General features: G+C 67.3%; 18 protein-coding genes. 8 read left to right on the top strand and 10 right to left on the bottom strand.

The annotated features are described in order from the left end of the window. The first annotated feature begins 4 nt into the window (after positions 1-4). From O0880_RS11045 to O0880_RS11020, 6 genes are all read left to right on the top strand, one after another. Positions 5-367, top strand: a complete 363-nt coding sequence (locus O0880_RS11045; protein ID WP_071323396.1) for an STAS domain-containing protein — start codon at positions 5-7, stop codon at positions 365-367. Positions 368-438: 71 nt separating this feature from the next. Next, complete coding sequence (locus O0880_RS11040; RefSeq protein ID WP_071326400.1) at positions 439-825, top strand: ATP-binding protein; 387 nt, start codon at positions 439-441, stop codon at positions 823-825. After that, positions 822-1904 carry an ATP-binding SpoIIE family protein phosphatase gene (locus O0880_RS11035; protein WP_289886475.1) on the top strand — a complete coding sequence of 361 codons (1083 nt, stop codon included), beginning with the start codon at positions 822-824 and terminating at the stop codon, positions 1902-1904. Before O0880_RS11040 ends, O0880_RS11035 begins: the two co-directional genes overlap by 4 nt. Next, positions 1901-3724: an ATP-binding protein gene (locus O0880_RS11030; protein ID WP_289886474.1), complete on the top strand. Its 1824-nt coding sequence runs from the start codon at positions 1901-1903 to the stop codon at positions 3722-3724. The genes O0880_RS11035 and O0880_RS11030 overlap by 4 nt, the downstream gene beginning before the upstream one ends. Beyond that, positions 3711-5225 carry a response regulator gene (locus tag O0880_RS11025; RefSeq protein ID WP_071326399.1) on the top strand — a complete coding sequence of 505 codons (1515 nt, stop codon included), beginning with the start codon at positions 3711-3713 and terminating at the stop codon, positions 5223-5225. Before O0880_RS11030 ends, O0880_RS11025 begins: the two co-directional genes overlap by 14 nt. Before the next feature lie 195 nt (positions 5226-5420). Then, on the top strand, positions 5421-6542 hold the full coding sequence (locus O0880_RS11020; protein ID WP_289886472.1) for a metallophosphoesterase: 1122 nt from the start codon (positions 5421-5423) through the stop codon (positions 6540-6542). 3 nt (positions 6543-6545) lie between these two features. Here O0880_RS11020 and O0880_RS11015 read toward each other — a convergent pair whose 3' ends face one another. Continuing rightward, positions 6546-7298, bottom strand: a complete 753-nt coding sequence (locus O0880_RS11015) for a DUF4303 domain-containing protein (protein WP_289886471.1) — start codon at positions 7296-7298, stop codon at positions 6546-6548. Between the two features lie 16 nt (positions 7299-7314). Further along, complete coding sequence (locus O0880_RS11010; RefSeq protein WP_289886470.1) at positions 7315-8238, bottom strand: LysR family transcriptional regulator; 924 nt, start codon at positions 8236-8238, stop codon at positions 7315-7317. A gap of 123 nt (positions 8239-8361) precedes the next feature. On the opposite strand from O0880_RS11010, the gene O0880_RS11005 reads away from it, so the two are divergent. Next, positions 8362-9126, top strand: a complete 765-nt coding sequence (locus O0880_RS11005; RefSeq protein ID WP_289886469.1) for an SDR family oxidoreductase — start codon at positions 8362-8364, stop codon at positions 9124-9126. A 47-nt stretch (positions 9127-9173) separates the two neighbouring features. On the opposite strand, the gene O0880_RS11000 is transcribed toward O0880_RS11005, so the two are convergent. The 8 genes from O0880_RS11000 to O0880_RS10965 all read right to left on the bottom strand — a co-directional run bounded on the left by O0880_RS11000 (position 9174) and on the right by O0880_RS10965 (position 18801). Then, positions 9174-10574 carry a c-type cytochrome gene (locus O0880_RS11000; RefSeq protein ID WP_289886468.1) on the bottom strand — a complete coding sequence of 467 codons (1401 nt, stop codon included), beginning with the start codon at positions 10572-10574 and terminating at the stop codon, positions 9174-9176. Continuing rightward, entirely contained in the window at positions 10571-12181 is a 1611-nt protein-coding gene (locus O0880_RS10995; RefSeq protein WP_289886467.1) for a GMC family oxidoreductase, read from the bottom strand. Before O0880_RS10995 ends, O0880_RS11000 begins: the two co-directional genes overlap by 4 nt. Positions 12182-12190: 9 nt before the next feature. After that, a complete protein-coding gene (locus O0880_RS10990) occupies positions 12191-12715 on the bottom strand; it encodes a sugar dehydrogenase complex small subunit (RefSeq protein ID WP_289886466.1) in 525 nt (174 codons plus the stop codon). Between the two features lie 28 nt (positions 12716-12743). After that, positions 12744-13937: a porin gene (locus O0880_RS10985; RefSeq protein WP_289886465.1), complete on the bottom strand. Its 1194-nt coding sequence runs from the start codon at positions 13935-13937 to the stop codon at positions 12744-12746. A 368-nt stretch (positions 13938-14305) separates the two neighbouring features. Beyond that, a complete protein-coding gene (hpaR, locus tag O0880_RS10980) occupies positions 14306-14761 on the bottom strand; it encodes a homoprotocatechuate degradation operon regulator HpaR (protein ID WP_232251255.1) in 456 nt (151 codons plus the stop codon). A gap of 88 nt (positions 14762-14849) precedes the next feature. Then, the gene (locus tag O0880_RS10975; RefSeq protein WP_289886464.1) at positions 14850-15818 is read right to left on the bottom strand and encodes a DMT family transporter; all 969 of its coding nucleotides are present in this window, start codon (positions 15816-15818) and stop codon (positions 14850-14852) included. Positions 15819-15877: 59 nt separating this feature from the next. After that, entirely contained in the window at positions 15878-17686 is a 1809-nt protein-coding gene (locus O0880_RS10970) for a DUF885 domain-containing protein (RefSeq protein ID WP_289886462.1), read from the bottom strand. 65 nt (positions 17687-17751) lie between these two features. Continuing rightward, positions 17752-18801 (bottom strand): LacI family DNA-binding transcriptional regulator, encoded by a 1050-nt coding sequence (locus tag O0880_RS10965; protein WP_289886461.1) that lies wholly within the window; start codon positions 18799-18801, stop codon positions 17752-17754. 104 nt (positions 18802-18905) lie between these two features. Here O0880_RS10965 and O0880_RS10960 point away from each other — a divergent pair, with 104 nt between their 5' ends. Beyond that, complete coding sequence (locus tag O0880_RS10960; protein ID WP_289886460.1) at positions 18906-20108, top strand: phytanoyl-CoA dioxygenase family protein; 1203 nt, start codon at positions 18906-18908, stop codon at positions 20106-20108. Positions 20109-20138 lie beyond the last annotated feature (30 nt).

The raw sequence follows: 20138 nt of genomic DNA, 5'->3' as shown, positions 1-20138 counted from the left end.
GTCCATGGAGAGAATTCCCATTTTACGCATGGGCCGGTTGCTGCTGGTGACGATCCAGGTGGACATGCATGACCGCCTGGCGATGACCCTGCAGGACGACCTGACCACGCGCATCGTCAAGGAGCGCGCCACGGGCGTGCTGATCGACATTTCCGCGCTCGACATCGTCGATTCCTTCATCGGCCGCATGATCAGCAACACGGCGGCCATGGCGAAGATCCTCGACGCGCGCACGGTGGTGGTGGGCATGCAGCCAGCCGTCGCCATCACGCTGGTCGAGCTGGGACTGGCGCTCGAAGGCGTGAGCACGGCGCTGAACGTGGAGCTCGGCATCAAGCTGCTGGAACGGGGCAGCCTGTGGGACTAAGCCCGGCCTGGCCAGCATCGCCCAGCTGGGCGCCATCCGCGCCGGCAACGACGCAGGAAGCGGCGCAGGTACTGCCGCTGCGCAGCGATGAAGACGTGGTGCGCCTGCGCAAGCAGGTGCGCGACAGCATGGTCGCCATGGGCTTTGGCCTGATCGAACAGACCAAGATCATCACGGCGGCCAGCGAACTGGCACGCAACACCCTGCGCTACGGCGGCGGCGGCGAGGCGCGCATCGCGCGCGTGCGCGATGGCGCGCGCCTCGGGCTGGAACTGAGCTTTGTCGATGCGGGACCGGGCATCGACGATATTCCCCAGGCGCTGACCGATGGCTACACCACCGGCGGCGGGCTGGGGCTGGGCCTGGGCGGCGCCAAGCGCCTGGCCGACGCATTTCACATCGACACGGCGCCCGGCGCGGGCACCACCGTCACCATCGCGAAATGGAAGCTGTTTTGAACCACCAAGAGCCGTACCCTGACATCCTCAGGCAAAGAAGTTTTCCCATCGGCGAACCGAGCGAAATCGCCGCGGCCCGCCGCGCCGGCAACGAACTGGCGCGCCACATCGGCTTCGACGACGTGCGCGCGGGCCAGCTGGCCATCGTCATCAGCGAGGCGGCCACCAACATCGTCAAGCATGCGCGGCGCGGCGAGATCCTGCTGCGCAAGGTGGTGCGCGGCGGCTGCAGCGGCATCGAGGTGCTGGCGATCGACAGCGGGCCAGGCATGGCCAACGTGCGCCAGCACATGCAGGATGGCCATTCCACCACGGGCACGTATGGCGTGGGCCTGGGCGCGATCCGCCGCCTGAGCCAGGAATTCGACCTGTACACGGCACCCGGCAAGGGCACCTTGCTGATGATGGTGGTGTGGGGTCCGCACGCCAGCAGCGCCATCCCCCCCAGTCCGAACTGGCAGGTCGGCGCCGTCTGCCTGCCGCTGGCCTCGGAGCAGGTGTGCGGCGACGCCTGGAACGTGGTGTGCGAAGGCCATGAACTGAGCCTGATGGTGGCCGATGGCCTGGGCCATGGCCCGCTGGCGGCGCGCGCCTCGGACCTGGCCAGCGCGCTGCTCGAAGAGAGCACGCCCGGCCTGCCGCTCCTGCCCGCGCCTTTCATCGAACTGGCCCACGGCGCCCTGCGCGGCACGCGCGGCGCGGCGCTGGCCGTGGCGCATATCGACAGCGCGCGCCAGGAATTGCGCTACGCCGGCGTGGGCAATATCGCCGCCTGCGCCTTTGCGCCGCAACAGCGCCGTCACCTGCTGTCGCACAACGGCATCGTCGGCAGCAACCTGCGCAAGCTGCAGGAATTCCGCTATCCGTGGCAGGTCGGCACCATGCTGATCATGCATTCGGACGGCCTGCACACGCGCTGGGACCTGGAACAGTATCCGGGCCTGGCGCAATGCCATCCGAGCCTGGTCGCCGCCGCGCTGTACCGCGACTTTGCGCGCGGGCGCGACGATGTCACCGTGGTGGTGCTGCGCGAACATGAGGAGCACCAGGCCGCAACCGGAGAAGAAGGGACAGCATGACACAACGCATATTGACCGCCAATATCGCCAGCGAGCTCGATGTCGTCGGGGCGCGCCAGCGCGCGCGGCAGATCGCCGCCCTGTGCGGCTTTGGCGTGCAGGACCAGGTGCGCATCGCCACGGCCGTGTCGGAACTGGCGCGCAATGTATATAACTACGCGGGCAGCGGCAAAGTCCATTTCGCCATCGATGGCCAGACGGCGCCGCAGGTGTTTACCATCCGCATCGAGGACCAGGGCCCCGGCATCGCCCAGCTCGAGCGCATCCTGGCCGGCACCTACCATTCGCCGACGGGCATGGGGCTGGGCATCCTGGGCGCGCAGCGCCTGATGGACCGCTGCCACATCCACAGCGTGCCGGGCCAGGGCACGGAAATTACGCTGCAAAAGCTGTTCCCGCGCGATGCGCCCCTGCTCGATGGGCAGAAAATCGGCACCCTCTCCGGCAGCCTGCAGGCGCTGCCATCGGACATCACCGTGGCCGAGGTGCAGCAGCAGAACCGCGAGCTGCTGGGCACCCTGGCCGAACTGAAGACGCGCCAGGAAGACTTGCTGCAGCTGACGCGCGAACTGGAAGACACCAACCGCGGCGTGGTGGCGCTGTACGCCGAACTCGATGAAAAGGCCGACCACCTGCGCCGCGCCGACCAGATGAAATCGCGCTTCCTGTCGAACATGAGCCATGAATTCCGCACGCCGCTCAGCTCCATCCGCGCGCTGGCCAAGCTGCTGCTCGACCGCGTCGATGGCGAGCTGTCGGCGGAACAGGAAAAACAGGTGCTGTTCATCCTGCAGGGCGCCGTCAGCCTGAGCGACCTGGTCAACGACTTGCTGGACCTGGCCAAGATCGAGGCGGGCAAGGTCGACGTGCACGCCAACAGCTTCCAGGTGGCCGACCTGTTCAGCGCCCTGCGCGGCATGCTGCGTCCGCTGCTGGTGTCCGAGTCGCTCACGCTCACCTTCCTCGATCCCGATGCGGGCCTGCAGATCCATACGGACGAAGGCAAGCTGTCGCAAATCCTGCGCAACTTCATCTCCAACGCCCTCAAGTTCACCGAGGCCGGCGCCATCATCGTCAGCGCCACGCCCCTGCCGGAACAGGACGCGATCCGCTTTTCCGTCTCCGACACGGGTCTGGGCATCGGCGCCGAGGACGTGCAGATGATCTTCGAGGAATTCAGCCAGGTGGAAAACCACATGCAGCGCAAGGTCAAGGGCACGGGCCTCGGCCTGCCCCTGTGCCGCAACCTGGCCACCCTGCTCAATGGCACGGTGGCCGTGGAAAGCACGCCGGGCCAGGGCTCGCTGTTTTCCGTCGTCCTGCCCGTGCGCTACGACGCGCCCGAAGGCAGCCTGCCGCCCTGCGCGCCGGCCAACGACAACGGCAACGACCAGCGCATCGCCGTGCTGGTGGTGGAAGACAATCCCCCCATCCGCCTGCTGTATGAAAAATTTTTGGCCGGCAGCGAATTTCGCGTGGTGGCAGCGCGCAGCGTGCGAGAAGCGGAGGAACGCTGGGAACAGCAGCGGCCCGCCGCCGTCATCCTCGACATCCTGCTGCATGGCGAAAGCGCCTGGCACTGGCTGGCGGAACTGAAAAACGACCCGCTGCGGCGCCAGGTGCCGATCATCGTCGCCACCGAAATCGAGGACCAGCGCAAGGGCCTGGCGCTGGGCGCCGACGCCTATTACGTCAAGCCCCTGCTGCGCCAGCAGCTGCTGTCCACCCTGCGCGCCCTGATCGGCAATCCACACCACCGGCAAGAACCGGCCCCGCCGCAAGGCACAACCACCTGGAACAATGCGCATGCTACCGGATAAAAACAGCGATGCACTGATCCTGAACGTGGATGACAGCGACGGCGCACGCTACGCCAAATCGCGCATCCTCACCCGCGCCGGCTTCAAGGTGATCGAAGCGTCGAACGGCGGCGACGCGCTGCTGCGCGCGCGCCAGGACCGCCCCAACCTGATCCTGCTCGACGTCAAGCTGCCCGACATCAACGGCCTGGAAGTGTGCCGCCAGCTGAAAGGGGGCGCCGACACCAACACCATCCTGGTGCTGCAGACGTCCGCCTCGTGCATCGGCACGGCCGACAAGATCCGCGCCCTCGACGGCGGCGCCGACAACTACCTGGTCGAACCGATCGAAGCCGATGAACTGATCGCGAACGTCCGGGCGCTGCTGCGCCTGGGCCAGGTCGAGCGCGAACTGCGCGACGTCGACCGCCGCAAGGATGAATTCCTGGCCACCCTCGCGCATGAACTGCGCAATCCGCTGGGACCGATCCGCACGGCGCTAGCCCTGCTGTGCAAGCTCGATCCCGTCGTGCCGGCCATGCAGGACAATGCGCGCCGCACCATCGCCCGCCATACGGACCACCTGGTGCGCCTGGTGGACGACCTGCTCGACGTGTCGCGCATTTCGCAGGGCAAGATCTCGCTGCAGTGGGAAAGCGTCAGCCTGGCCAGCGTCATCCGCAGCGCGCTGGAGACCAGTTCGCACAGCATCGAGGCGCGCGGCCACGCGCTGGACGTCAAGCTGCCCTCGGAAGAACTGTGGGTCTGCGGCGACGCCGTGCGGCTGTCGCAGATCGTCGCCAACCTGCTGCTCAACGCGGCCAAGTTCACGGCGCCGGGCGGGCGCATCGCCATTTGCGCCGCGCGCGAAGGCGACAACGTGGCCATCCGCCTCAGCGACAACGGCATCGGCATCGCCGCCGCCAGCATCGACAGCATCTTCGGCCTGTTCGCCCAGAGCGGCCATTCGCCCGACCGCGTGCAGGACGGCCTGGGCATCGGCCTGTCGCTGGTACGCAACCTGGTCGAGCTGCACGGCGGCCAGGTCAGCGTGCACAGTCCGGGCGTGGGCCTGGGCAGCACCTTTGAAGTCCATCTGCCGCTCGACGCCAACGTGCCGCTGCCGGCGCCACCCGCAGCGCCAGCCGATGCTGGCGGCAGCCAGCGCATCCTCGTCGTCGACGACAACTGCGATGCGGCCGACACCTTGGCCGAATTGCTGGAAATGTACGGCCACACGGTGCGCACGGCCTACACGGGCGCCCAGGCCACCGAGCGCACGCTGGAATTCAGGCCCGACATCGTCTTCCTCGACATCGGCCTGCCCGACATGAACGGCTATGAAGTCGCCGTCGCCCTGCGCAAGCTGCCGATCCCGCAGCAATTCCTGCTGGTGGCACTGACCGGCTACGGCCAGGAACACGACAGGCAAGCCGCCATGCAGGCCGGTTTCAATGAGCATTTTGCCAAACCTGTCGATTTCGGCAAGCTGGCCACCCTGGGACTGCATATCGGCCAGTGAGCGCCGCCGCCCCGCCCCGGGCGCGGCGGCCCGCCCGCCTAACGCTTCGGCTATAATCGGCGCGTGCGAAACGCGACGGTTTCGGCCTTGCCGCGATGCGGCAGCGGCGGCGGCCAGCCATGCGCGCCGCCGCCCGGACGGCAGCGCGTGCGCACCGCCCGCGCCTATCCCGGCCCCCATTTCTGGAACCATGACATGAAAACCCGCACGCCGCTGCTGCGCATCACCATGATACTGGGCGCCCTGCACGCCCTGCTGGGCTGGCTGCTGCTGCCGGCGCTGCCCATCGGCCTGGCCGGCTGGCTGCTGGGCGGCGCCGTCTTGCTGGCCTCGACCATGCTGATGCCGATGACGATCTTCGCCCGCGCCGTCACCGGCGATGCGCGCCTGGCCGACCGCCTCAGCTGGGCTGGCTCTCTGTGCATGGGCTTTTTTTCCTCGCTGTTCGTGCTCACGCTGCTGCGCGCACTGCTGATGTTCATTCCCGCCGCGCGCCCGCATGCGCAGGCGTCCGCCATCGCCGTCCTGCTCCTGGCGCTGCTGGCCACCATCGCCGGCTTCGTCAACGCGCGCCGGGTGGCCAGGGTGCGCGACGTCGACGTGCCGATTGCCGGCCTGCCGCCGGCGCTGCACCACTTCACCATCGTGCAGCTGAGCGACATCCACGTCGGCGCCACCATCAAGCGCGCCTACGTCGAGGCCATCGTGGCGCGCGCCAACGGCCTGCAAGCGGATGCCATCGCCATCACGGGCGACGTCGTCGACGGCACGGTGGCGCAACTGGGGGCGCACACGGCGCCGCTGGGCGAGCTGCGCGCGCGCCATGGCGTGTTTCTGGTGACGGGCAACCACGAATACTATTCGGGCGCCGGCCCGTGGGTCTCGGAATTTCGCCGCCTGGGCTTGCGCGTGCTGATGAACGAGCACGCGATCCTCGAGCACGACGGCGCGCGCCTGGCGCTGGCCGGCGTGACCGACTTCAATGCGGCCGGTTTCGATCCAGCCCAGAAGAGCGACCCGCGGGCCGCCATCGCCGGCGCGCCGGCCGCCATCCCGCGCATCCTGCTGGCGCACCAGCCGCGCAGCGCGCCGGAAGCGGAGCTGGCCGGCTACGACCTGCAATTGTCGGGCCACACGCACGGTGGACAGTTCTGGCCGTGGAATCTGTTCGTGCCGCTGCAGCAGCCGTATGTGGCCGGCCTGCACCGGCGCGGCCGCCTGTGGATTTACGTCAGCCGCGGCACCGGCTACTGGGGCCCGCCCAAGCGCATCGGCGCGCCGGCCGAGATTACGAGACTGAGGCTGGTGGCGGCGTAAAGCCTAATCGGCCCAGCTGGCCATCCACGCCTCGAAACGCGCCAGCACCGCCGGCGGATTCAATCGCGCCATGGCGCCCTCCACCGCTTCGCTGTCGCTGACCTCGAATAGCAGCACGCTATCGTCGCGCTGCGCGCCGGCGCCGAACGCGCCTTCGGCATCGAGCTGCGCCAGCGCCGCGATGCAGGCCTCGAACACGCCCGTGCGGAAGGTCGCGAAATCCACGTCGAACGGCAAGTCGCGGTGGGCCTGCAACAGCAGGCGGTAGGCGCTGTCGAAATACGCGCCGCCATCGTCAAACGCCCATTCGGCCGGATTCCACAGCATCTCGTCGCCATACTCCGAGGCCGCCAGCGCTTCGCGGCTATTCGCCATGGGGCCGATGGTCATGGCACTGTCGTCGCTGACCAGCGCGAACGCGTTGATGTGCTGGCCGGGATGGGCGGCGCGCACGGCATCGAAGGCCAGGCGCGCGGCGTCTGCCACCAGGCTTTGCAGCAGCGCGACATCGAATGCAGCGGGGTCGATCAGGCTTTCACGCGCCAGCGCATGGCCATCGGCCAGCGCCGCCTGGCAATGGGCGGCATACGCGGCGCGCGCCTGCGCCGCGCTGGCGTAGTCGCTGCGCGTTTCCTCGCCCCAGGTCATGGCGGCGCCGCCGGCCGTCCAGACCGTCGTGCCGAACACGCGCACCTCGCGGAAGCGGGCCGGCTGATCGCCGTCAAAGGTGTAAAACAGGCTGTAATTACCAGGCATGCGTGCTTTCTCTTCGTTAGTCGGGCCGCATCTGGGCGGCGAAATCGCGCTGGCGGAACTGCTCCAGCAAGAAATCGACGAACACGCGCGTCTTCGCCGGCAGCAGCTTCTTGCTCGGATAGTATATCGACAGGGGCCCGGAATCGGCATGCCAGCCGGGCAGCAGCCGCACCAGGGCGCCGCTGCGCAAATGGGGCAGCGCATGCGGCATGGGCAGCAGCGCCACGCCAACGCCCATGATGGCCGCCTGCGCCATCGCTTCCGGATCGTCGAAGATGGCGCGCGGCCGGCATTCGGCCACGCCCTCGCCGCCCCGGCCATCGCGCAGTATCCAGCTGCGCAGGCGCCCGCTGCCGGCCGAACGGCGCGCCACGCCGTCGAATGGCGCCAGGTCCGACGGATGCACGGGCATGGTTTTACCCTGCATGAAGGCGGGCGACGCCGTGGCCACGATGTGCGCATGCCCCAGTTCGCGCGCCACCACGCCCGGCGTCAGTTCGATGCCGCCGCCGATGGCGACGTCGAAGCCTTCGCCCACGAGGTCCACCTGGCGGTTGTCGAAATGGCAGTCGGGGATCACGCCCGGGTAGCGCGCGATGAATTCGCCGAGCAGCGGCACCACGTAGCTGCGCCCGAACGACGGCGCCATGCTGATCTTCAGCACGCCGGCCGGCTGGCCGCCCTCCTCGGCCACGTCGGCGATGGCTTCGCGCAGGGTGGCCAGGGCGCCGCCAATCTGCTGCAGGAAGCGTTCGCCCCCTTCCGTCAGGGTCAGGCGCCGCGTGCTGCGCTGGAACAGGCGCAGCCCGAGGCTCGCTTCCAGGCGCGCCACGTTCTTGCTGACGGCGGCCGGCGTCAGCCCCAGGCGGCGCGCGGCCGCGGAAAAGCTGCCCGCCTCGGCCGACAGCACGAATGATTGCAAATGATTGAGGGCGTCCATGCGTCTATTCTACCCGCTCATTTGATACTAATGGTTGAAAGTGATTGTAGCGATTCATGGCTAGCGCGCCAGGAATGAAAGGCAGATACTGAACTCCTCGACTCCCCACACAGAAAGCACATCATGCACACCCAAGCCAACACCACTTCCCCATCATTGCTGAACAAGATCGCCTTCGTCACGGGCGGCTCGCGCGGCATCGGCGCCGCCATCGTGCGCCGCCTGGCCCTGCAGGGCGCCACGGTGGTCTTCACTTACCAGAGTTCCGCGGCCGAAGCGCAGGCGCTGGCAGGCAAGGTGGAAGCAGCCGGCGGCAAGGCGCTGGCCGTGCAGGCCGATGCGGCCGACGCCGTGGCCCTGACGGCGGCCATCGACCAGGTGGCGGCGCAGTTCGGCCGCGTCGATATCCTCGTCAACAACGCCGGCGTCTTCCTGCCCGGCGCCATCGACGATTTTTCGCTGGCGGACTTCGACAAGACCGTGGCCGTCAACGTGCGCGCCGTCTTCGTCGCCATCAAGGCGGCCGTGGCGCACATGCGGACGGGCGGACGCATCATCAACATCGGCAGCACGAATGCACACCGCATGCCGTTCGGCGGCGCGGCCGCCTACGCCATGAGCAAATCGGCGCTGAGCGGCCTGACGCAAGGCCTGTCACGCGACCTGGGCCCGCGCGGCATCACCATCAACAACGTGGAACCGGGCCCCGTCGCCACCGACATGAATCCGCCCACGGGGGACTTCGCCGACCTGATGCACGGCCTGATGGCCCTGCCGCGCCACGGCAGCGCCGATGAAATCGCCGGCATGGTGGCTTACCTGGCCAGCGAGGAAGCGGCATTCGTCACGGGCGCGGGACTGAAGATCGACGGCGGTTTTGCCGCATAAAAAAAGGGCCAGGCTTTCCGGCCTGGCCCCGGCTTATGCTTCGGCGTTTACGCTTGCTTGCGCCGGCGCCCGCGCCACCACAGCAGCAGCGCCAGCAGCACCAGCACGCCGACGATGATGCCGGCGCGGGCCAGGCCGATCAGGTTGGACGGCGCGCCGCCGTTGCGCAGGGTCGTCACCTGTTCCGCCGTCACCTTGACGGCGGGATTGCCGTACATCTGCTGCACGTAATTGCCGAGGGTGACGATCTGCTCGTCCGACAGGGTCTGGCGGAAGGCCGGCATCAGGTGGCCTGAGGCATGGCTGCCCTTGCCGTCCTGGCGCTCCACGCCATCGAGGATCGCCATCACCAGGTTGTTGCTGTTGCTGCGGCCCGTCACCGAGTTGTGGAACAGCGGCGGCAGGCTGCCGTCGAAACTGCCCTCGCCCCTGGCCTGGTGGCAGCTGGCGCACTGCGCATCGTACAGTTGCGCACCCGACATCTTGTTCAAGTCCTGCGGCAGCGGCACGCCCCGGATCGCATTGAGCGCGTCGCCCGCCTGCCCCCATTGCGTCACCGCTTGCGTATCGGCCTTGTCGCGGATGGCGGGCACGCTCTTGACGTAGTGCGCGATGGCGTTCAAGTCCGCGTCGCTCAGGTGCTTCAGGCTATGGTCGATGGCTTCGGCCATCGGTCCGGCCGCCTGCGCCTTGTTGGCAGCGCGGCCCGTGCGCAGGTAGTCGACCAGGTCTTGCTGGCTCCAGCTGCCGACGCCGCTGTTGACGTCCGAGGTGATATTCGGCGCATGCCAGGTGCCCAGGTCGGCGCCGCCCAGCTCTTTCGACAACTGCTCGGCCATCAAGGCATTGCGCGGCGTATGGCAGGTGGTGCAGTGCGCCAGGCCCTGCGCCAGGTAGGCGCCGCGGTTCCACTCCATGCTCTTGGCCGTATCGGCCACGAACGGCTTCTTGTCGAGGAACAGCCAATTCCAGCCCGCCATCGACAGGCGGATGTTGAACGGGAATGGCAGATCCGTCGTTTGCGCCGGCGCCGCGTCCACGGCCGCCACGCCATGCATGAAGTAATCGTACAGGGCCGCCGTGTCCTCGTCCGTCACCTTGGCGTAGGCCGTGTAGGGCATCGCCGGGTACAGATTGGCGCCGTCGGCACGCACGCCATGGCGCACGGCGTCGGAAAACTGCTTGAGCGTGTAGTTGCCGATGCCGTGCGTTTTGGACGGCGTGATGTTGGTGGCATAGACGGCGCCCAGCGGCGTGGCCAGGGCCAGGCCGCCCGCCATCGGCTTGCCGCCGGGCACGCTATGGCAGGCGATGCAGTCGCCGGCCGTGGCCAGATAGCGGCCACGCTCGATCGCCGCCGCATCCGGACTGGATGCGCCGGCAGCCAGCACGGGCAATGCCAGGGACAGCAAGGCGGCGCCCGCCGCCAGTCTGAAGGCCGCCATCATGCCGTTCCTCCCTGTTGTTCATCGAGGATGTGCTTGACGGTGCGCAAGGCCACGGCCAGGCCGTTTTCCGTCGAATTGCAGGTGCCGGACGTCGGCAGCACGCCGGTACTGCACAGGAACAGGTTGGCGTGGTCGAAGGTGCGGCCCCACTGGTCGCACACGGCCTTGGCGGAGTCGGAACCCATCGACAGGGTGCCGCAGATGTGCTGGTTGTTGGCGAACACGCCTTCCTTGCTGTGGCGCAGATTGGTGCCGCCCATCAGTTTCGCGATCTGCTCGAAATCCTGCTTCGAGCGTTCATGGCCGCGCTTCGTATAGTCGTCGATCGCATAGTGCGCCTGCGGCTTGGGAATGCCCATGGCATCCTTTTCGCTGCTCAGGGAGATGCGGTTTTCCGGGTTCGGCAGCACTTCCAGCACGTTTTTCAGGCTCATTTCGCGCGCCGAGCGGAAACGCAGCTGCTGTTCGAATTCCGCGCCAAACACGCCCTTGCCGATCAGTTCCTTCGAGGCGCCATCGACGCGCGAGATGTTCGTGAAGTCCAGGCGGTATGGCGAATGCTGGCTGCGGAAGTCGCCGTCGCGCATGGTGTTGATGGAATTGGGGCTTTGCGGGCCCCGGCCCAGCCACAGGTCTTCATCGGCATCGAAAGTGATCGAGGTGCTCGGATGGTCCATCAGGTTGCGGCCCACCATGTCGCTGCTGTTGGCCAGGCCGTTCGGGTATTTGTCCGATGCGGAAACGAGCAGCAAGCGGGGGCTTTCGATGCCGTTGGCGGCCAAAATGAAAGTCTTGGCCGTGACGCGGTGGCTCTTCTTGTCGACGTCGTAGTACAGCGCGGCCGTGATGCGGCCCTGCGCATCGTGTTCCAGCTTGTAGACGTTGGCATTGCAGACGATCTTCACGCCCGCGTCTTCCGCCTGCTGCGCGGCGATGCCGCCGTGGTATTGCGCGTCGATGGGGCAGATCGGCTGGCAGCTGTTGTTGCCGCAGCAGGCCGGGCGGCCATCGTAGCTGACGCTGTTGCGCGCCACCGTGTTGCCGACCACCTTGAACGAGGGGTCGAGGCGCTCGCGGATGCGGCGCATCGCGTACGGCTCCGTCACGGGGTCCATCGGGAAGGCCTGCTTGCGCGGCGAACCTGTATTGTCGGCGCCCGAGACGCCCATGATCTCTTCCGCTTCCTGGTAAAACGGCTCCAGGTCTGCATAGCTGATCGGCCAGTCGACGCCGACGCCATACAGGGTGTGGATGCGGAAATCGTTCGGCACGTTGCGCCAGGCCTGCGCGGCCCAGTGCCACGAGGTGCCGCCGAACTGGCGGATGTATTCGGCCGGGTACGGATACGGGCCGGCCTGCACCAGGTAGCCGTTATCCTTCGGCTGGTAGATCGGGTGCGGCGCCGTGGCTACCGATGGATACGGCGACATCCAGTCGCTGCGGCGCGTCGTGTTGCGGAAGCGCGCGACGATTTCGCCGCGCGACACGCGCGGCCCCGCTTCCAGGATCAGCACCGAGGCGCCGGCCAGCGCCAGCTTGCGCGCGGCCAGCGAGCCGATGATGCCGGAGCCGATCACGAGGTAATCGGCGGTCAGTTGTTCAGCCATGATGGCTCCTTAAATTGGTTTTCTGGCCCAGCTGCCGTAGGCGCCGTAGGAATACGTGGGAGGCTTCAGGACATCGGCCACGACGGCCGCGTTCAGCGCCTGCTCGTAGGCGACGCAGACGGCCGCCTCGCCCGTGCCGACGATGCCCAGGTACCAGGCGCTGGCGATCTGGCGCGGCAAGGCCGCCAGCGGCGACTGCGCCGGATCGAGCGCATCGAGCGCTTCCTGCAGGCCGGCTGCCTGCAGGCCCTGCGCATTGATCAGGGCCAGCAACGCGCGCACATTCGCGGGGAAGGCGGCGTCCTGCGCCACCAGCGCGTCATACAGGCGCCTGGCCAGCACGGGATCGAGCACCGGACGCCCCACCAGCATGGCCGACACGCCCAGGAAGGCGCCCTGCTCCGCGTCGGCGACCGGCTCGGCCAGCGCCCAGGGTATCAGCGCCGCGGCCGAAGCCGACAGCAAGCCGGCCAGCACCATGCGGCGGCCGGGATTGAGAGGACCGCGGCCCTCCTTATTGTGTGTAGCGTCCAATTGAAGCTCCCGTGAGTTCAGCAACCGTTCAGAAAGAGTGCTTGAGGCCGACCATGACCACCGTCTGGCCGCCGTTCGACGACGGCGTGCCGTTCTGCGAATCGCCGACCGAGGCGACGGCGTTGACGATATCGCCGTTCTGGCCCAGGGTCTGGCCGCGCGCCAGCTGGCGCGCTTCGATCAGGTAGATCGCGGTGCGCTTCGACAGCGCATACGTCTGTTCGAACGACAGTTGGCGGTAGCGCGCGCGGTCGGCGATGCCGTTGGCGTGGCTGGCGAAGGTATCGCTGTAGCCGGCGGCCAGGAACCACCGTGGCGTCAGCTGGTAGCTCGAGATCAGGCCGGCCGTGTTGAAGATGGCCGTGTCGCGGAAGGTGGAATGGCTGCCCGCCTGGTACTGCACGTTACTGGCATTCGCGCCCACCATCCACCTGCCCATGGTGTAGCGCGCGCTGGCGGCGATGAACTCGATGCTGTCGGCCGAAATATAGCCCTGGTTGAGGGCCGACACGCCGAAGCTGCCGGAGGCGTTGCTGTTCCAGCCGGCCTGGCCGCTCATGGCCATGCTGCTGGCCGCGTTCCGGCCATTTTTCAGTTTCAAATAGCCGAGCGCGAATTCGGCCGGCGACGTGCTGTACTTGACGGCGGCGCTGAAGCTGCTGCCCACGGCATTGCCGTCGGCCGCTTCGCCAAAGCCGTATTGCGCGCTGGCCTGCAGGCCGCGCCACGCCGGCATGCTGTAGCTCAGGGAATTGCTGATGCGCACGGTCGTGTCGAGGCCGTCGATGTCGCCAGGGTGGGCGCCGGTGGCGCCCGTCAGGACATTGCTCGATGCCAAAGATCCCACCAGCAGGTAGTACGGCGTGTACTGGCGGCCGGCCGTCAGGGTGCCGTAGGCCGTCGATTGCAGGCCCACGTAGGCCTGGCGGTTGAACAGGGAGTCGGCCGAACTTTGCGCGCCCGTATCGCTTTCAAAGCCGCTTTCCAGCAGGAACAGCGCCTTCAGGTCGCCGCCCAGGTCTTCCACGCCCTGGAAACCGATCTTGCTGGCAGACAAACTGCCGCTGCGCATATACGTGTTCGAGTTGCCGCCCTGGTTGCTCGCGTATGCGGTGGCCGCGTCGACAACGCCATAGATGGTGACGTTGCTTTGGGCGCAAACGTTTGCGCCAAGCAGTGAAAAGGCGGCCAGCGCCGTAGCGCGCATGCAAGTATTCTTCATTATTTTTCCTGACTTTCCTGATTTATTGTACGCCTGGCAAGTAGTGCCGCCGCGATGGCGCAGTACCGGCCTCGACGCCGCGTTGCCGCCCGATCCGCTGACCGGCGCGCCCGCTGTTCTTCTTGATTTGGATCAAGTGAGGCAAATTATACGCTTATTTACTCACATGTAAGTGATTGACTGTAAGGCATAGTCTTATAGCAAAACTTTCTTGTGTCTTATAGCAAAACAGACAAAAACGGGGCCGCGAGCCCGGCATATGCCGAAAATGATGACGACAGGCGTGGACAAAGCAGCGGCGGCGCATGCAGAAAACATGCGCCGGTCGGTGCTTCAAGAGGAAGGAGAGAGGTAGCGGGTGCGGCCGTTCAGCGCAGGATGGCGGGCGCCACCGGCAGGGTTTCCAGCGCAATGAAGGCTTCCAGGGTGCGGCGCATGTCCTCGAACACCTGCTTGCCGTAGGCCGCTTCCAGGTTTTCGTATTGCAAGTCGATCAGCTTGCCCATCTGCAGCAGCAGGCTGGCGCCCGCTTCCGACAGGTGCACCTTGCGGCGGCGCTGGTCGCCTTCGAACTTGCTGCGTCCGATCAGGCCGATTTCTTCCATGCGGGCCAGGATGCCGCTCATGCTGGGGCTGGAAATCTGGCAGATGTCGCACAGCTCCCGCGGCTCCAGGGTCGGGCTTTCATTCAGGGCGCGCATGATGCGCCACTGCTGCTCCGTCACGCCGAAGTGATTGAGGATGGGACGGAAGTGCTGCAGCAGGCTGTCGCGCGCCTTCAGCAGCAGTTGCGGCATGTTCGGATAACGGATCGGTAATTGCAAGCGGAACTCCCATGGAAGGCAAGCATCATTGTCGTAATTATACGGCCCGGCCAGTGCAAACGGCAGGCTGGCAACCATGTATTTTTCGCTACGTCCGCCCTTCCCCGCGCTCCGGCTCCTGCTGCGCATGTCGCTGCACGGACCACAGCACGCCCGCCGCCAGCAAGAGCATCGCCGCCCATTCCAGCGGACGCGGCATGCGCTGCGCGTAGACGAAGCCATACAGCAGCGCGAACAGGGTTTCGGACAGGATCAGCTGGCCCGACAGCGTCACCGGCACCAGGCGCGAGGCCATGTTCCACAGGTAGTTGCCGATCACGGAAGCGCCCAGCGCCAGCAGCAGGCACACGAGCCAGAAGACGGGCCAGTCGCGGCCGGGGACCGCCTGGCCGCCCGCCTCGCCCGCCTGCTGCAGGGCCAGCGCCACGGCGCCGGCGACCAGGGCGATGACGCCGCTGGCCAGGCCATACAGCATCGACCATTCCACGGAACTGAAATGCGCGTGGCGCTTGAGAAAACGGGCATTGTCGAGCGCATACCAGGTCCAGCAGGCAAGCGCGCAGGCGGCGCACAGCACGCCAAGCAGCTTGTGCGCCAGGCTGGCGCCGCCCGCCGCCACGCCCACGTCATGGCTGAAGACATCGAGATTGATGCAGGCAATGCCCAGGGCCACCACCAGCAGCGGCCAGGCCAGGCGGTGCAGCGGCAGCGCGCCGTGGTCCTTGCGGCCCAGGATGGTGACGCTCAGGGGCAGCAGGCCGATGATCAGCGAGGTGGCCGCCACGCCGGCCAGCTTGACGCCGTACGCCAGCAACAGGTAATACACGACGTTGCCGGCCAGGGCCTGGCGCAGCATGGCCAGCCAGTCGCCGCGCCGCAAGCGCCGCAGCAGCGGCAACAGGCGCGGCAACATCAGGCCGGCCGCCAGCGCGCCATAGCAGACGTAGCGGCCGACCATCAGCTCGAACGGCGAAAAATCGGGCAGCAGGGCCGGCACGATGAAAACGGCGCCCCAGAAGGCGCCCGCCAGCAAACCAAATACGATCCCACGCCACATGCCCGCCACTCACGTCATCATTTCAAGGACGCCAGTATGGCATGCGGCGCAGGCTGCCGTCAGCCCTTGGCCTTGCGCTGCGCGGGGATGAAGTGCTCGCGCACGGCCTTGGCCAGCAGGTCCGGCGGCAGCAAGCCCTGGCCCAGCAGGAAGTTGTTGAAGGCCAGGCGGTCGAATTGCGCGCCCAGCGCCAGCTCCGTTTCCGCACGCAGCTGCAGGATGCGCGTATAGCCATAAAAATAGCTGCCCGCCTGGCCCGGCGCATTGAAGGTGTAGCGGTCCAGTTCCTGGCGCGCCATCGGCGCCGACAGCATCACTTCCTGCGTCAGGATGCGGCCCGCCTCTTCGCGCGTCACCTGCCCCAGGTTCAGCATCGGGTCGAGCATGGCGCGCGCCGCGCGCAGCATGCGGAACTGCAGCGCGATGAACTGGCCCTCGGCCGGCTCGTACGGGATCATTTCCGCTTCCGCGTACAGGGCCCAGCCCTCCACGTTGACGCTGTTGAACGCGTACAGGCTGCGCGCCTGCGACACGCCGCGCTCCACCATGGCGCTGAACTGCAGCTCGTGGCCGGGGCGGCCTTCGTGCGCGCTCAGGGTCCAGGCGGCGCCGGCGAAATTGAAATCGTCATAGGCCTCGCCCTTGCCGCTGGCGGCCGGATTGCTGACGGGCAGGACGAACTGGCCGTGCTCCCCCGTATTGCCGATCAGCGGAGGCGGACGCATGTGCGGCGCCGGCTGGGCCGCCGATTCCGCCGCCGACGCCAGGCGCATGGTCATCGCGCGCTGCGGCAGGTCGACCACGCGCTGGGCGCGGATGCGCTCCTCGAGCTGCGTATTGACGCCCCTGTAGTGCGCTTCGAGCTGCTCGTTGGGAATGGAATCGCTTTTCAGCGCGCGCAGCACCTGGCGGTAATCCGCGCCGTCGACGCCCTTCAAGGCCAGCCTGGCCGCCACCACGGGCGCCAGCGCCTGCATGGCCGCGCGCGTTTCCAGGTAGGCCACTTCCGCCCGCTCGACCAGCGCGCGCGGTTCGATGTCGATGCCCACCTGCTTCAGGCGGAACGCGTACAGCTCGGGCGCCATGCGGAAATCCGTGCGCGCCAGCGGCAGCACCACTCGCCTTTCCCATGCCGCATACTCGTTCAGTTGCTGTTCCATGGCCGCCAGCGCCCCCTCCGCGCCGCCAATCTGCATGTCGGCGAACAGCTTGCGGATGCCGGCGATATACGTCGGCACGTTCTCGAGCGACTGCTCCACCTGCCGGCGCACTGGGCCTGCCAGTCCCGTCTGGCCGATCTTTTCCGTGAAGCGCGCTTTCGCCTGCGCCGTGATCGGCGTGCTGCCCGGATACTGGCCCACGTAGCGCTGCAGCCGCTCGAGCGCCTTGGCGCGGCGCGCGGCCGGACGCTGCTCCTGCAGCAGGCTTTGCATGCTGCCAAAGACCATTTGCGGCACGTCGACCCACGGCAAGCTGTGTTGGGCGTCGAGCTGGACGCCGGCGATTTCCTGGTCGACGGCACCGATCAAAATTTCCAGATCCTGGCGAATGCGTTCGTCGCGCTCCAGTTCCAGCTTTTGCTGCAGCTGCGCGCGCGCCTGCTGCATGGCCGCCACATGGCGCTCGGTGATGTTCGGCCCCAGGTCGGCCGCCAGGCCGTCGTATTGCGCCAGGCCCGTGTCGGAGGCGTCTTCGGGCGAAAACTGCGCCTGCGCCGCCAGCACGATGGCGGCGTTGCGGTTGCTGGCATCGACCCAGGCCGACGACGCGCTGGCCACTGCGGGAGCGGCGGCCAGCGCGGGCATGGCGAACGCGATGGAGAGTGCCGCGGCAAGCACGGTCTGATGCAAAGTCGGAATGACGGACATCGGGGATTCCTTCCAGGGGTGAGCGATGAGCGAAGCGGCGAGTATCGGCCAGACCCGGACGACTGTCAATTCACCGCGCCCAGGGCCGGCAGGTTCCACGGCGTGACCACCTGGATGGCGGATAGCGGCTGCGGCCGCGCCAGGGCCGGCAGCGCGCCCTGCGCGCGCAGGATTTCCTGGCAGGCGCGGCGCATGTCCTGGCCCAGGTCGTGGTGCAGCACGGCCTGGATCGCGCCCGAGCGCAGCAGCGCCACATTGTCGGCATCGAGGTCGTGGCCGATGAAGACCCGGCATGGCCGGCCCGCCTGCGCGAACGCCTGCACGATGGCGGCATTGCCGCCGCCGATCGAATACACGGCGGCGATGCCTGTATGCCCGGCCAGGGCCTGGCGCACCAGCGCGCCCGTGGCGCCGTCGATGCCGTGGCCCTCGCTCACTTCGACGATGCTCAGATGGCGGTGCCGTTCGCGCAGCGCGCGGCGAAAGCCGATCTCGCGCTCTTCCTCGCCGTGAAAGCGGTTGCTGCTGAGGGTCACCAGCACCTGCTGCTTCTGGCGCTTTTTCTCCTCCCCCAGCCACTGGCCGATCAGGTAGGCGGCCGTCTCCCCTGCCGCGCGGTTGTCCATGCCCACGTAGCCGCGACGCGCGGAGCCCGGCATGTCCGTCACCAGGGTCACCATGGGGATGCCGGCCGCCGCCAGCCGGTTCACGGCTTCGGCCACCGACGGCAAGTCCGGCGCCTTGAGCAGCACGCCGTGGCTGCCATTTTTGCGGATGCGTTCGAGCAGCGCGACGATTTTTTCCACTTCCAGCGTTTCATGCAGGTGAAAGCGCGAACGCAGCACGGCCGGGTGCAGCGACGGCAGTTCGGCTTCCAGCGCCGCGCGCACGGCATCGGTAAAGCGCTGCGGCGCCACCATCACCACGTCGAGCATGAATTTTTTTCCCGCCAGGCCCACCTGCGCGCTTTGCCGCGCCAGTTCATCGAGCGCCTGCATCACGCGGCGCACGGTGGTCGCGTGCACGCCGCCGCGCTGTTTAAGCACGCGGTCGACGGTGGCCACGCTGACGCCGGCCTGCAGCGCCACGACCTTGACGGGGAAAGGATGGGTCATGCGATATCCAATTCGAATTGATGGTTTTTTGATGGATTTCTTGATGAAAAATGCGGCTTTTCATCCCTATACTGATTCTACAACTTAAACAATGGAGACAAAACATGCACACTACCGACGCCGGCGCGGAGTCGCCTTCCGCGCCCTCCCCCTGCTGGCTGTCGCCGCAAGACTGCCGGCTGGAGGATTTCATCCGCGCCGTCGAACGGCGCACGGCGCTGGCCGACTATCCGCACGCCGCCGCGGTGGAAGCGAATATCCTCGTCTACGACTGCGATGCCGTGCGCGCGCTGGCCGCCGGTCCCTCCGCGCTGTGCGCGCTGCAGGCCGAATGGAGCCGGGCGCTGATGGAGGGACCGGGCGTGGTGGTGCTGCAAGGCGCCGTCGACGATCTCGATACGCTGGATCGGGTGAGCGGTGTGTTTCGCGACCTGATCGCCGAACAGCAGGCCAGCGGCCAGGCGGCGGGCGACCATTTCGCCAGGCCGGGCGCGAACGACCGCATCTGGAACGCCCAGCAAAAGCTGTGCTTGCGGGCGCCCGACGCCTTCGCCCGCTATTACGCCAATCCCGTCTTTGCCTGGATATCGCAGGCCTGGCTGGGGCCGGCCTACCAGATGACGGCGCAGGTGAACGTCGTCAACCCTGGCGGGGCCGCCCAGGCGCCGCACCGCGACTACCACCTGGGCTTCCAGAGCGCCACCGCCTGCGCCGCGTATCCCGCGCCCGTGCACCAGATGTCCGCCCTCCTGACCCTGCAGGGCGCCGTCGCCCATGGCGACATGCCGCTGGCATCGGGACCGACGCTGTACCTGCCCTATTCGCAGACGTATCGGGAAGGCTTTCTCGCCTGGCAGCAGAGCGCTTTCCGCGATTATTTCGCGCAGCATTGCGTGCAGCTGCCGCTGTCCAAAGGCGACGCCGTGTTCTTCAACCCCGCCCTGTTCCATGCGGCCGGGCATAACCGCTCGCCCGACATCCGGCGCATGGCCAACCTGCTGCAAGTGTCGTCGCCATTCGGCCGCGCGATGGAAGCGCTGGACCGCAAGGCCATGAGCGCCGCCCTGTATCCGGCCCTGCAGGCGCTGCGCGCGCAGGGCGGCCTGTCCGCCGATGGCATCGCCCACGCGATTGCCGCCTGCGCCGAAGGCTACGCCTTTCCCAGCAACCTCGATCGCGACCAGCCGATCGGCGGCATGGCACCGCCCACGCAGCAGCAGCTCATGCACGAGGCGCTGGCGCAGGACTGGCCGCCGGCGCGCTTCCGCGATGCGCTGGACAGCCACGCCTGGCGCCAGCAAGCCTGAATCCGACACCGCCATCACACTGGAGACTCA

The sequence above is a fragment of the Janthinobacterium sp. SUN118 genome, from assembly GCF_030397695.1.
In the GTDB taxonomy this organism is placed as follows: domain Bacteria; phylum Pseudomonadota; class Gammaproteobacteria; order Burkholderiales; family Burkholderiaceae_D; genus Janthinobacterium.
Note: the sequence above shows the minus strand (reverse complement) of the source record. Positions and strands in the feature narration are given on the sequence as shown.